Source organism: Streptomyces sp. NPDC058239 (genome assembly GCF_042882185.1).
GTDB lineage: Bacteria > Actinomycetota > Actinomycetes > Streptomycetales > Streptomycetaceae > Streptomyces.
In genome coordinates, this window is record NZ_JBHVWS010000017.1 from 127,923 (window position 1) to 140,214 (window position 12,292).

At 69.5% G+C, this 12,292-nt stretch carries 10 protein-coding genes and 1 pseudogene; 3 read left to right on the forward strand and 8 right to left on the reverse strand.

Annotation, left to right across the window (positions count from 1 at the left end; genetic code table 11):
* The first annotated feature begins 314 nt into the window (after positions 1-314).
* Complete coding sequence (locus ACFVYE_RS20190; protein ID WP_389606700.1) at positions 315-1,376, forward strand: NAD(P)/FAD-dependent oxidoreductase; 1,062 nt, start codon at positions 315-317, stop codon at positions 1,374-1,376.
* A gap of 158 nt (positions 1,377-1,534) precedes the next feature.
* On the opposite strand, the gene ACFVYE_RS20195 is transcribed toward ACFVYE_RS20190, so the two are convergent.
* Positions 1,535-2,155, reverse strand: a complete 621-nt coding sequence (locus ACFVYE_RS20195) for a YceI family protein (RefSeq protein ID WP_383972920.1) — start codon at positions 2,153-2,155, stop codon at positions 1,535-1,537.
* A 226-nt stretch (positions 2,156-2,381) separates the two neighbouring features.
* On the opposite strand from ACFVYE_RS20195, the gene ACFVYE_RS20200 reads away from it, so the two are divergent.
* The gene (locus tag ACFVYE_RS20200) at positions 2,382-2,906 is read left to right on the forward strand and encodes a hypothetical protein (RefSeq protein WP_266357621.1); all 525 of its coding nucleotides are present in this window, start codon (positions 2,382-2,384) and stop codon (positions 2,904-2,906) included.
* 251 nt (positions 2,907-3,157) lie between these two features.
* Here the strand turns inward: ACFVYE_RS20200 and ACFVYE_RS20205 are convergent, their stop codons facing one another.
* Entirely contained in the window at positions 3,158-3,445 is a 288-nt protein-coding gene (locus tag ACFVYE_RS20205; protein ID WP_383972947.1) for a DUF1905 domain-containing protein, read from the reverse strand.
* A 112-nt stretch (positions 3,446-3,557) separates the two neighbouring features.
* Positions 3,558-4,787, reverse strand: a complete 1,230-nt coding sequence (locus tag ACFVYE_RS20210; RefSeq protein WP_389606666.1) for a glycoside hydrolase family 64 protein — start codon at positions 4,785-4,787, stop codon at positions 3,558-3,560.
* 287 nt (positions 4,788-5,074) lie between these two features.
* Between ACFVYE_RS20210 and ACFVYE_RS20215 the strand changes: the two genes are divergently transcribed.
* Positions 5,075-5,527, forward strand: a complete 453-nt coding sequence (locus ACFVYE_RS20215) for an SDR family NAD(P)-dependent oxidoreductase (RefSeq protein ID WP_389606702.1) — start codon at positions 5,075-5,077, stop codon at positions 5,525-5,527.
* A 199-nt stretch (positions 5,528-5,726) separates the two neighbouring features.
* On the opposite strand, the gene ACFVYE_RS20220 is transcribed toward ACFVYE_RS20215, so the two are convergent.
* The 5 genes and pseudogenes from ACFVYE_RS20220 to ACFVYE_RS20240 all read right to left on the reverse strand — a co-directional run.
* Entirely contained in the window at positions 5,727-6,005 is a 279-nt protein-coding gene (locus ACFVYE_RS20220) for a hypothetical protein (RefSeq protein WP_389606668.1), read from the reverse strand.
* Between the two features lie 693 nt (positions 6,006-6,698).
* Positions 6,699-7,616 (reverse strand): recombinase family protein, encoded by a 918-nt coding sequence (locus tag ACFVYE_RS20225; RefSeq protein WP_389606670.1) that lies wholly within the window; start codon positions 7,614-7,616, stop codon positions 6,699-6,701.
* Between the two features lie 196 nt (positions 7,617-7,812).
* Positions 7,813-9,234 carry an MFS transporter gene (locus tag ACFVYE_RS20230; RefSeq protein WP_389606672.1) on the reverse strand — a complete coding sequence of 474 codons (1,422 nt, stop codon included), beginning with the start codon at positions 9,232-9,234 and terminating at the stop codon, positions 7,813-7,815.
* Positions 9,231-9,887, reverse strand: coding sequence for a TetR/AcrR family transcriptional regulator (locus tag ACFVYE_RS20235; protein ID WP_383973798.1), 657 nt, complete (start codon positions 9,885-9,887; stop codon positions 9,231-9,233). Before ACFVYE_RS20235 ends, ACFVYE_RS20230 begins: the two co-directional genes overlap by 4 nt.
* Positions 9,888-10,156: 269 nt before the next feature.
* A pseudogene (locus tag ACFVYE_RS20240) lies at positions 10,157-12,292 on the reverse strand (Tn3 family transposase); the annotation flags it as partial.

Consider the following 12,292-nt stretch of genomic DNA (forward strand, 5'->3'; position numbering starts at 1 on the left):
GCCCAGGATCCGGGACTGCTGGTTCAGTACGCCGCGCAATCGGTCAGGCCGATCAGGTCCGGGCAGGCTGCCGCATCGCCGGGACGGCGCGCGTCGACGCGTACGGCGAACCCGGCCGTCATGGCGCGGACGCCCGGCCACCGCGGGGCGCCGGGCAGCGAAACCCCGCAGCGCTCCGGCGGCCGTGGAGGCCCCAGTCCAGGCCCGCACACCGTGACAAGGTCAATGATTTGCTGCTTCGGCAAGGATGCTTGCCGATTTCATGCTCTACCGCGGACGCTCTCTCGTGAACGGAGGTGCTTCTCATGAACGACATGAGCGACGCGAACGACATGAACGACATGAACGACGTGGATCAGCTGTACGACGTGGTGGTGATCGGCGGTGGAGCCGCCGGGCTGAGCGGAGCCCTGTCGCTGGCCAGGGCGCGTCGATCGGTGCTGGTGGTCGACGCGGGCCGGCCGCGCAACGCCCCCGCGTCGCACGTGCACAGCTACCTGGGGCGCGAGGGCACACCGCCTTCGGAGCTGCTGGCCGCCGGCCGTGACGAGGTGACCGGTTACGGAGGTGAGATCGTCGAGGGCACGGTGGTGGCCGCCGAGCGGCTGCCCGGCGGCGAGGGGTTCCGTGTCGTACGGGAGGACGGAGCTGCTGTCGGCGCGCGCCGGCTCCTGGTGACCACAGGCCTCGTCGACGAACTGCCCCCGGTGCCGGGTGTGGCCGAGCGGTGGGGGCGCGAAGTCCTGCACTGCCCGTACTGCCACGGCTGGGAGGTCAAAACCCGCCCGATCGGCATCCTCGCCACCAGCCCCCTGGCCGTGCACCAGGCACTGCTGTGGCGCCAGTGGAGCGCGGACATCACCTTCTTCGTCCACGCCGGGCCCGAGCCGACCGAGGAGGAGTACGAGCAACTGGCCGCGCGTGGCATTGCCGTGGTCGACGGGGAAGTGGCCGGTCTTGAGGTGACGGACGACCGGCTCACCGGGGTACGGCTGGCGGGCGGCCGGGTGATCGCGTGCGAGGCCGTCGTGGTCCAGCCCCGCTTCACCGCCCGCGCGGGCGTCCTCACGACCCTGGGCCTGACGGCGGTCGAGCAGGAGATGGGCGGTCAGGTGATCGGCACGTACATCGCCGCCGATCCGACCGGTGCGACGGAAGTCCCCGGCGTCTGGGTGGCCGGCAATGTCGCCGACCCGAAGGAGCAGGTCATCGGCGCCGCCAACGCCGGGGTGCGGGCCGCCGCGGCGATCAATGCGGACCTGATCGCCGAAGAGACCCGCCGGGCGGTCGCAGCCCGTCGCCGCACTGCCTTCTCGGCGGCGGCGGAGCGCGAAGTCTGCGAGCGGGTGCTCGGGGAGCGACGACACGGGTTGTGACCGGCCGGTCTGCAGGGGCGAACGAAGGGCATGGTCCGGGCGGGCGGACTACGGCAGTGCGCGGTCCCGCCCGACGACGAGCGCCCGCCTTCCGACCCCGGGCGGGGGAGGGGGGAAGGCGGGCGCGCTCGGGTTCGGGCGTGAGGCAGCGGGAGGCGTCAGGCCTGCGTTGCTGCGGCCTTGATCGCGGAGATGTCGAAGTTGAGCTTGACCTTGTCGCTGACCATCACGCCGCCGGTCTCCAGCGCCGCGTTCCAGGTCAGGCCCCAGTCGGAGCGCAGGATGTCCGCGCCGCCCTCGAAGCCGACGCGCTCGTTGCCGTAGACGTCGGTGGCGGAGCCGTTGAACTCCAGGTCGATGGCGAGCGGGCGCGTGACGTCCTTGATGGTGAGGTCGCCGGTGATGCGGTACTTGTCGCCGCCGAGCTGCTCGGCGTGTGTGGAACGGAAGGTCATGAGGGGGAACTTCTCGGCGTCGAAGAAGTCGCCGCTGACCAGGTGGCCGTCGCGGTCGGCGATGCCGGTGTCGACGCTGGCGATCTTGACGTCGATCGAGGCGGCGGAGCGCGCGGGGTTGTGACCGTCGAGCTTCAGGCTGCCCTCGTGCTCGCCGAAGGTGCCGCGCACGTTGGTGACCATGGCGTGACGCACGGTGAATCCGATGCTGGAGTGCGCCGGGTCGATCGTGTAGTCCCCGGTGAGGGCGGCCAGGGCGGGGTCCACGGCGGTGGCGGTGGTGGCGGACGGGGCGTTGTTGTTCTTGCGGTTGAACAGAGCCATGGCTCCTCCTCGGGGGACGTGATCGAGTGGCGGTCGAAGTTGTTGTTTAACCTTCAACGAGATTGACTCTAGCGGCATCTAGTTCAAAATTCAACATCAAGGGTGCGGATGTTACGAGGGGCGGTTCGCCTTCCTTCAACCGCGCCCTTTGTCCTCTGGCGGACGCGCGTAGAACTCGGGCACTATCTCCCTGCCCCTTATTTGTCATGAGCAGGAGGAGTCCCCCATGGTGTCCCGTATGACACTGCGCCCCGTCCTGACCGCCCTCGCCCTCGTCCTCGGCGTCCTCTTCGCCCCCGGCGTCGGCGTTCTCGGCAGCGGTGCCACCCAGGCCCACGCCGTCACGAAGCTCACCCACGCACAGGCCACCGCCCGGTTCAGCTCCTCCGGAATCACCTGGTCGTCCTCCGGCGGCTGCTCCAACCGCAACGTGGCCACGTGTACCTCGTTCGACCAGCTCAACCTGGCCACCGCCCAGGGTGCCCAGACCCTCAAGAGCGCCACGGGCTGCGCGTTGAACATCACCGGTGGTACCGAGACCGGGCATGCCAGTGGTACGTACTCGCACTGGAACGGGTACAAGCTCGACTTCGCCAAGTCCACCTGTCTCACGAACTACGTCCACGGCGTCTTCGCCTACATAGGGCTGCGCGGCGACGGTGCACCCCAGTACCAGTCGGGTTCCGGCAACGTCTACGCGGATGAGGGCAACCACTGGGATGTGACGTACTACAACTGCGGCGGCTGCTGACCTCCGCACGCATCGACCCGCACGGGGTGTCCCTGTCCGCCGGACGGGGGCGCCCCGTGCCGCTGTCTCACACCACGTCGGCCGCGCCGGGCCTCGACGAGGGGGGCCACCTCGTCGATCCGAATCGGTGACGGATCAGCATGGTCAACTGCCGAGGTCCTGACCCGAGTTGACCGAAATGAGCCGGCCTGCCAAGCAGTTCGGGCGAGGCGGCCGGTCACGATCCTGCCGACGCCCACATCACGCGAGACCTATACGCGGACGGTCATGGTCACAGTCACCTCGTCACCTGCCGAGAGTCCCTGCGGCTTGCGGACCGCGTTCTTGAGCGGCAGCAGGTAGCTGCCGTCCTTGGGGAAGAGCGACGTGGTGAAAGCGGTCTCGCCGATGCGCGCGTCCACGGGGACCGCGCCCCAGCCGTACGTGGCCAGCGCAGCCACCTCGCGGATGTCGGTGGCCTGTTCGTCGGGCACGGCGGCGAAGTAGAACGGTGAAGGCCCCCGCCACTCGATGACGCGGCCGGTGAATACAACGTGCACGAGGTCGATCCGTTCATCGAGGGAGCCGAATGCCGGGCAGCGTACATGCGGGCTCACTCGGCACAAGAGGTGGCGGTCGCCCACCTGCGGGAGGCGACCGCCACCCGCAGGATCAGGCCCCCACACTTACCGTGAAGCGGCGCGGGTTGCCGTCGTTCGCGGCGCCCGAGACGTCGGGCTGCCCGTCGGGGCGTACGTCGTCGTACGGGAACGCGTAGCCGATCGGGGTGTTGGCGTGGACCACGCGCGACCAGTGGTTGGTCGCCGCGCCCTGGTAGTAGTCGGCCGACGAGGTGCCGTTCGGCTGGTCGGGGTGGGTGAGCATCAGGGAGCGGTTGAAGCCGGCCGCGAGCCGGGCCAGCAGGGCCTTCTTGTCGTCGGGGTCCGCCGGGTTGTTGGCGAATGGGCCGTGGTTGCAGGTGAAGACGTCCTTGGAGACCGGCTTGGTGAAGGTATGGCCGCCGTCGAAGGTGAGGACGTCGCCGCTGACCCGGCCGGTACGGACGCCGCGGCCGCCCTGGAGATCGATCCGCAGATCGGTGGAGCGGTACTTCTCCCAGACCTGGTCGATGTAGGACGTGAACACGTCGCGCAGCGGCATCTGGTCCGGCCGGTCGAAGAACGGTGCCATCAGGTTCTGCGGCGAGATCACGCGCAGCACGCCGCCGTCCGTGCCGCGGATCACCAGCTTGTCCCACGGCTGGCCGTCGGCGGCGGCCTGGGCGGTGAGGCCGTCCGCGATCCGCTGCACCGCGCCGTCCGGGAGCGGCGCCACGGTGTGTGTCGCGTCGCCCTCCAGGGTCAGGCCGATCGGCAGCGCGGTGACCAGGTCGACGTAGCTGATGTTCGCGTACAACTGCTGCGGGTTGAAGGTGAACTCGCAGAACGACCAGGTCCGCCCGTAGTTGGCGTCCGTGGAGGTGGCGAACGCCGGCTCGACCAGGGCGGGCCCGGGGTTGAGGTAGAACGTGAGCGTGTCGTCGCGCACGAAGTAGACGCGTGCGCCATACATCTGGGGAAGCGTCAGGACGACCGGTGCGCCGCCTGCCGGGTTCAGGGGGATGGCGCAGTCGACCGGTAGTGGGGTCTGCGGCGCGGCGGGGGAGTCGGGGCGGTAGACGCTGCCGTCGGCCCGCAGCAGGACCCAGCGGTCGGTGCCCTGTTCGTGGCCGGTGACGTAGGCGTTGACCCGGCCGGGCAACGAGCGGTTCACCAGGGCGAGTTCACAGGTTGCGGGGGCAGCAGATGCGCTCGGGCTCAGGGCGCTGCCCCAGGCGGGGTAGGTGAGGGCGGTCGCGGTGGCGGCGGCGCCGCCCGTCAGGAACAGTCTGCGCGAAATCACGAGAGGACTCCCGAGGTGTGTGGGGGGCCACGGACGGGGCGATCGTGCGGGAATGGGGCGGGGCGTCCGCGGTGCGCACCACTCTCGTGATGGCCGGGGTGGGCGTCAAGACTTGCGGTTGAGAGCGCTCTCAAAAATTGGAAGTCTTCACAACTCGACGCCTTGAAGGGGTGGTTGCCGCAGAACCGGCCCCGGATTCCTGGCTCAGTCATCGGCCCGCAACGGGCTCCCGGTTGTGAGGCCTATCACGGGTCGCTCGCACATGTCACAGCCGAGCAGGGCGGTGTATTGCGCCTGCAGACGCGACGGCTGACGAAATTCATTCCGTCTACGACACCAATGTGCACGGACCGATCAGGGTCACGCATCCGTACCTTCCCTTGCTGCAGGCGGCAGACCATCCGCGGGTGGTGATGGTGTCCAGCGGTGGCAGTTTCTTCACGGTCGTGACCGTTCCGGAGCAGCCCGTCTCGAAAATCCACGAGCTCGCCTGCAGCTCGTCGAAGGCGGCGCTGAACATGATCACCGTCCGGTACGCCCAGGCGCTCCCGGAGATCAAGTTCAACGTCGCCACTCCTGGAGAAATCGCCCATCGCAAATTCGCCGCCACTGACATGAACAATCACACCGGCCGGCTGACGGCCACCGAGGGCACCGACTCGATCGTCAAACTCGCGATGGTCGACGTCGACGGGCCGACCGGGACGTTCATCGATCGCCTTGGCTCCGTTGCGTGGTGACCGCCGCGCATCCGACCTGCGGTCGACGCCGGAGACCCGGCAAGGCCCGAGGTGTCACATCTCGAAGCCGTCCCCGTCCCCCACGAAGGCGGTGCCGGTCGCGGCATCGGGGGGAATCATGCCGCGCAACGGCGTGATCGACGTGCCAGGTGCCTCGGATACCTTGCCGGGCGACGTGCGGACGTGACCGGTACGCGCGTCACGTGCGCTCGACGTGCGTGAGGCGCACGGACGCAATGTCTTTGACGGTGCCGTCCTCGATCTCCGCGTCCCGTGGAGCCGAGCTCCCCGTCCTCGTCTTCCCTGGGCCCAGCCTGTCGGCCGTCACCCCGGTGTTCCCGAGAACATCCCCGTCCTTGTCCAGGAACTCGAACTGCGCGAAGTAACTCGCCGCCCCGCTCCCGCCGTTCCTGATCGTGTAGTGCACGACGTACGCGCGATGACCCCCGGCCCGATGGCCCTCGAACCCTGACTTCACGATTCTGACGTCCCTCGACGGGTTCGCCGCCGAGGTCTCCTCGCTCCAGGCTCTCCCTGTCCCCGCTTTCGGGGCGCCCTCTTTCGCCGAGTCGGCGGGGTCCTTCGCACCCGAACACGCCGTGAGTAGCCCGGCAGCGGTAGCAACCGCAGCCACGGACAGCCAAAACTTGCGCATGACGCACTCCCTGTAGTCGAAGGGCAGACCATAGCCGCGGGCTTCGGCACACAAGCCGTGGGACACGGGGCAAACCCTCTGACGAGGCAACCGTCGACCGCATGACCGAAACCTGTCGGTTTGCGGCCTGCTCCCGGGAAGTCTGCCGCCGAGTCTGCCGACGTCGTCCGGGAGCGTTCGCCCGGCCGACGAGCACGGAGGAGGCGTAGCAACCTCAACGGATCAGCCGGACCTCGTAGGCTCGATCGGGCTTCGACGCGCGATCGTGGTGCCGATGCCCGTCGGTACAGGCCGACATGGTCCTCGCCTCGCTGATACAGGTCGCCGCCGGCCGGGATGGCCAGGATGGGCGCATTCAGGCGGACGGGCGTGCGAGCGCGCGGATGCGGTGCTGGACGTGGTGATCGGCACGGTCGTACCGGAGATCAGCGGGCTCGCGATGACACGACAACCGGAAGCTGCGACTCCGGCCTCGGGGAACATCGGTGCAGCGGTTATCGGTGAGAACGATCTTGTTCAGGGCGTGAGGGTGCTGACGCGGTTCTCGTACTCGCGGCGGGCCTTGCGCTGGGCCGGGACTGCGGGGACGCCGTGGCCGCCGTCGAGCGGCTGGCAGCGGGCGAGGAGCTGGCGGTGTACGCCGGGGGCGGCGCTGACGCGCAGGGTGTAGCCCTGGCCGCGCCGTACGGGCGCCCCCTGGTCGAGCGCGGCGCGCTCGGCGGGCTCCAGCTCTGTGGTGCGGAGGTAGTCGGCGACCTTGCACGGCATGTCGAGGGTGACCGGCAGGTCCGAGGCGGGGGCGTCCTCCTCGGTGGGGGTGTGGTCGGGCAGGAGGTCGGCGACGGCCGTGCGGATCGCGCCGCGGCTGACCCGGTGGTCGCGGGCGAGGGCGGCGATGGAGCGGCCTTCCAGGTACGCGGCGCGCACGTCGTCGGTCTTGTCGGCCGCCACGGCGGGGCGGCGCCCGCCCTTGCTGCCCCTGGCCTCGGCGGCCCGCAGCCCGTCGTAGGTCAGCTCGCGCTGGAGGTCGCGCTGGAGTTCGCCGGCGGCGGCGAGGGTCTGCACCATGAACTTCACGGTGGACAGCAGTTCGCCGGTGCGGGGGTGGCGGGCGGTGAGGTCCATCGCGGAGAACGCGCCGTCGTGGATGCGCAGGGAGAGGCGGTCGCGGTGGAGGACGTCGAGCACGTCGAGGATGTGCTGGTTGCCGCGTACGAGGCGGAACATCTCGGAGATGTGCACGGTGTCGCCCGGCCGCCCGTAGGTGAGCAGGTCGCCGAACTTCGGGCGCTGGAGGGGGTGGAGGCGGCTGGAGGTGCCGGGGTCCTCCTCGAAGACGACCGGGTCCTCGATGCCGGCCTCGTCCAGGACGAGGTCCTGCCGGGCGGTGGACTGCTGGTCGGTCGAGACCCGCTTGTAGACCAGGTTCGCCACCGTGGGGTCCCTTCCGTACGGAGGATCGGACCCTATCTGTCGTCAAACCCTGTCAGCAATCACCATCGGATCCGATTGGATTCGGGCCGCCGCGAACCCCTTGATTCCGCGGGTTCATTGGACGCGTCGGCCGCCTGTCGTCAAACGATCGTTTGACGACAGGCGGGGAGCCACGGATGCGGGCGGCCGCTTCAGGTTACCGACGCGGCACACCAGATTGGGCGGTCGTGTCGAGTCTTGCTCGGCGGGCCGGGTGTGAGGGCAGCATCAATGCCGGTATCAGACCGAGGGCTGAAAACCCGGCTAGGACCAGCACGGTGGAACCCATCGCCGGAGCGGACGTTCCGGCCACGAGGGGGGAGCCGCTCGCGGAGGCCCCGGCGCTGGCTGCGACGGCGATGCCGAGGGTCGGGCCGATGTTCATGGCGGTCTGCTTGAGCCCGCCGACGACCCCCGCATACCCGGGTGGTGCGTCGCCGACGACGGTTCCGGTGGCGGTGACCATCACGGTGGCGAACCCCGCGCCGAGTACCGCGAATGCCGCGCCCGTGGCCATCCACGTGCTGGACGGGCCGAGCCAGGACAGCCCGGCGATGCCAGTGACGACGAGGGTCGTACCGGTGATCGCGCTGCTTCGCGGGCCGTACCGGCGCAGTGCGGTGGCGGCGAAGGGTGCGCCGAGGACCATGAGTGCGGTCAGTGGAAGGACGCGCAGGCCGCAGGCGAGCGCATCGAGGCGGAGTATGTTCTGGAGGTAGAACGTGGCCGTGAAGAGTGTGCCGAACAGGCCGGCGGTGGTGAGCAGAAGGATTGCCATCGATGCGGTGACTGGTATGGATCGCGCCACCTCGTACGGCACGGTCGGGTCCGCGGTGCGGCGCTCGTGCCTGGCGAGTGCAGCTGCGAGTCCTGCGGCGGCGACCAGTCCGGACAATGTCGGCGCCGCGGTCCATCCGCGCGCCGGTACGCCGGCCAGGGTGTGGACGAGGAGCGCCAGCGCGGCCGCGAGCAGGACCGCGCCGGCGAGATCGAGCCGCCCCGAGCCGGTGCGTTCCAGCCTCGGCGGCCGGACGCTGAGGGTGAGCGCGGCGATCACGAGGACGATGGGGGCGTTGACCCAGAACACGGCACGCCAGCCCAAGTGGGCGACGAGGACGCCCCCGAGGACCGGGCCCGCCCCTGCGGCCACCGCGATCGCGCTGGTCCGGATGGCAATCGGCCTACCGAGCCGGTCCGCCGGATACGTCAGCCTCAGCAGCGCGAGTGTCGCCGGCTGGAGTAGCGCACCGAACACGCCTTGGGCGGCGCGCAGACCGATCACCCAGCCGATAGAGGGCGCGAGCGCGATGCCGGCCGAGGCGGCGCCGAAACCCAGTACGCCGACCAGCAGCAGCCGCAGGTGCCCGTACCTGTCCCCGAGGCGGCCGGCGATGACGAGAAGCGAGGCCACCGCGAGCAGATAGCCGGTGCTCGTCCACTGGGTCTGCGCCACACTCGCGCCGAGGTCGCGCTGCAGGCTGGGTTGCGCCACGAGGAGGACCGTGCCGTCCAGCGCGACGAGCATAGCGCTGGACACGCTGACCACGAGGGCAAGGTGGAGCCGTACATGCGCGGTCATGAGTTCACCGTGCCCAGGTGAGTGTTCAGCACCGCGGTGATGAGTTGGTCGAGTTGGTCGCGGTCAGGTGGACTGCCCGGCCGTGAGGCGTCGAGAGCGAGCTGAAGGCTGCCCCATGCCCACAGTTGGGCGATGCCGTGCAGGTTCGACCACAGGGCCGCGGCTGTCATGGCCGGCGTTGGCGCGGCCTCGTTCGTCGTGCCGGGCCTGTGCGCGGGGTTCGGCTCTGCCCGGCATTGGGCCACGAGGGCGACGATGCGCTCGAAGAGCGGGAGAGTCGACTTCCGCAGATGTCTCTCGCTGTGGGCGTGTTGCTCGCTGTCGAGCAGATCGTGGCGAAACATCAGCTCGAACATGCCGCGGCGCTCCAATGCGTACCCGACATACACCCGCGCGGCGGCTCGCACCTGGGCCCGCGGGGATGTGTTGTCGGCGATCGCGGCGACGAACTGAGCCCCCAGGTCCTCGAAGCCCCGCTGGGCGATCGCTGACAACAAGGCGTGATGCGTGGGGAAGTACCGACGTGGCGCCCCGTGCGACACCCCCGCCCGGCGGGCGATCTCGCGCAGCCCGACCGACACGGAGCCCTCGGTCGTCACGAGATCGACTCCGATGTCGACCAGCCGTTCCCGCAGGGAGTTCTCACTTTCCATAGACACTGTCTACCAACCCGAGTAGACAGTGTCTACTACCGGTCGTCGGAGCGCATATGCATGAGACAGAGGCCGGACCGGGCCGACTTGCTCGCGACGAGATCCGGTGTTTGCTTGCGTCAGTTGAGAGCAACTCACCGGCCTTGTTGAGCGAGTGAGAACCGAGCAGCTGGACGCCGAGGGCGTCAAGGCGGTCAATGGCAGCTCAATGGAGCCGCAGGCCCAAGCCGCTGCACGGCTGATGAGTGCCCTGGACGCCTCTTGTTCAGTCAGTCCGCGTTGTCCCCGCCGTCGTCGTCCTCGTCCAGTTCAGGTGCGTCCGGGTCGCGCAGCGGGCGCAGGGCGCCGGCGACCGGCGTCGAAGCGGTGAAGCTATAGCGGCCGAGGAGGTTGAGGTTGCGGTGCTTGAGCGGGGAGAGCCGGGCGATGTCCTCGTCCCGGATCTCGTGGCCCTCGGCCTTCAGCCGGTCGACGGCGGCGTTGATGTACTTGGTGGTCCACAGCACGATGGCGTTGAGGACCAGGCCGAGTGCGCCGAGCTGGTCCTCCATGCCGTCGCGGTACGCCTGGTGGATGGTGCCGCGCTTGCCGTGGCACACGTCCCGGGCCAACTTGTGGCGGGACTCCTGCACGGTGAGCTGCCGGTTCATCTGCCTGCGGTAGGTGTCGTCCACCGGGTCGACCACCCGCAGCAGGTGCTCGGTCTTGGCGATCCGCCCGTACTCCGCGAACGCTGCCCCGAGCGGGGTCGGGCGCCCGTCGCGGCCGAACATGCGCAGCAGGTCGTAGGCGCGGACCTGGTTGGTGACCAGGGAACCGGCGACCTTCAGCATGTCCGGCCAGTGCGTGATCACCTTGTTCAGGTTCACGCGGTTGCGGGCCAGGTCCTCCACCGCGCCGTACGTTCCGGTGGCGACGCCGGGAATCGTGGCCCTCCAGAACCGCTGGTCGTCCAGGTCGCGGAACCGGGGGCTGAAGTTGTAGCCGAGGATCTTGAACAGGCCGAACACCATGTCGGAGTACGAGGCGTTGTCGGTCGCCACCATCTCCGGCTTCACCCCGCCGTCGAGGTTCAGCAGGGCGTCCAGGATGTGCAGGGAGTCGCGCGGGGTGCCCGGGACGACCATCTGCCCGATGCCCGCGACCTGGTCGTTGACGGCGTTGAGCCAGGTGATGCCGCGCTTGAACCCGAAGTACTTCGGCGACGGGGCGGCGTTGATGGTGCGCACCGGCACCTGGAAGCGCAGCCCGTCCACGGAGGCGAGCAGTCCGTCGCCCCAGTAACGCACGATCGGGATGTCGGCCTGGGCGGCGATCAGCCGCGCGTTCGCCGCGGCGATGGTGTCGGCGCGCAGGTAGTACTGGTCGACGTGCACGAGCCGGGCCCGGGTCAGGGCCTCGTAGCCGGGGTTGACCACCGGGGCCAGGCCGATGTTGCACGCCTCGGACACCAGCAGCGCGACCACCGAGGTGGGCAGGTCCTTCATCCGGGTCGTGCCGTCGCCGAGGTGGACGAAGGCGTCGAGGAACCCGGTCCAGGCGTTCACCTCGAACAGCAGGTCCGGCAGGTCGATCTTCGGGAGCATCTTCCCGATCCGCTTGCGCAGCCAGGTCAGGGACTTCGGCTCGCCGAGCGCGCCGAGCTTGTCCACGTTCAGCTTTACCCGCCCGTCGTCCTGCACCTCGATGGAGACCTTCGCCGCCGGCCCCGCCTCCTCCAGACGTTCGGCGAGCTGCTTCCACCCGGCGTCCAGGCCCCGCACCAGCTCCGCCAGGTGCTCGGTGACAGGCATGTCCAGGCTCAGGGCCGCCAGGACGTCCTCCTCGACCGCGTCCCAGTCGGGCCCGTCCAGCAGGCGTGCCCGCGGGTTGGACCAGCGGTGCGAGGGCGAGGCGAAGACGTCACGGTTGTTCAGGGCCCGGTGCAGCTGCTCCAGCACGCACACCACGTACGCGTCCCGGTCCACCGCACCCTGCGGCAGGTCGGGGTTGGCGTACACCGCCTTGCGCCACGCCGGCGGCACGAGCTTGGCGTCCACCTCGCGCGGCAGCAGCGGCTTGACCCCCACCTTCCGCCGCGCCAGCGCCGGAAGCCCCCGCACCCCGGCCAGGACCCGTTTCCCGGCACTCGCCGCGTCCAGCGCCTTCGACTCACCCAGCAACGCGAGGAACGGGCGCACCGTCGCATACCGGTTCGCGAGCGCGGCCCGCATGGCGACCTCGGCCGAGTTCTCGTCCTCGGGCACCAGGGTCACCACGGTGGCCGCCGCGGTCATCACGGCGGCACGCGGCGCGACCTCCTCCACTGCTGCCCACAGCGCGGCCACGTCCAGGTCCGCCTCCTGCTCCTCGACCAGCTCCAGCTCCTGAAGCAGCACCTTCGCCGCGCACCGTGCACATCTGGA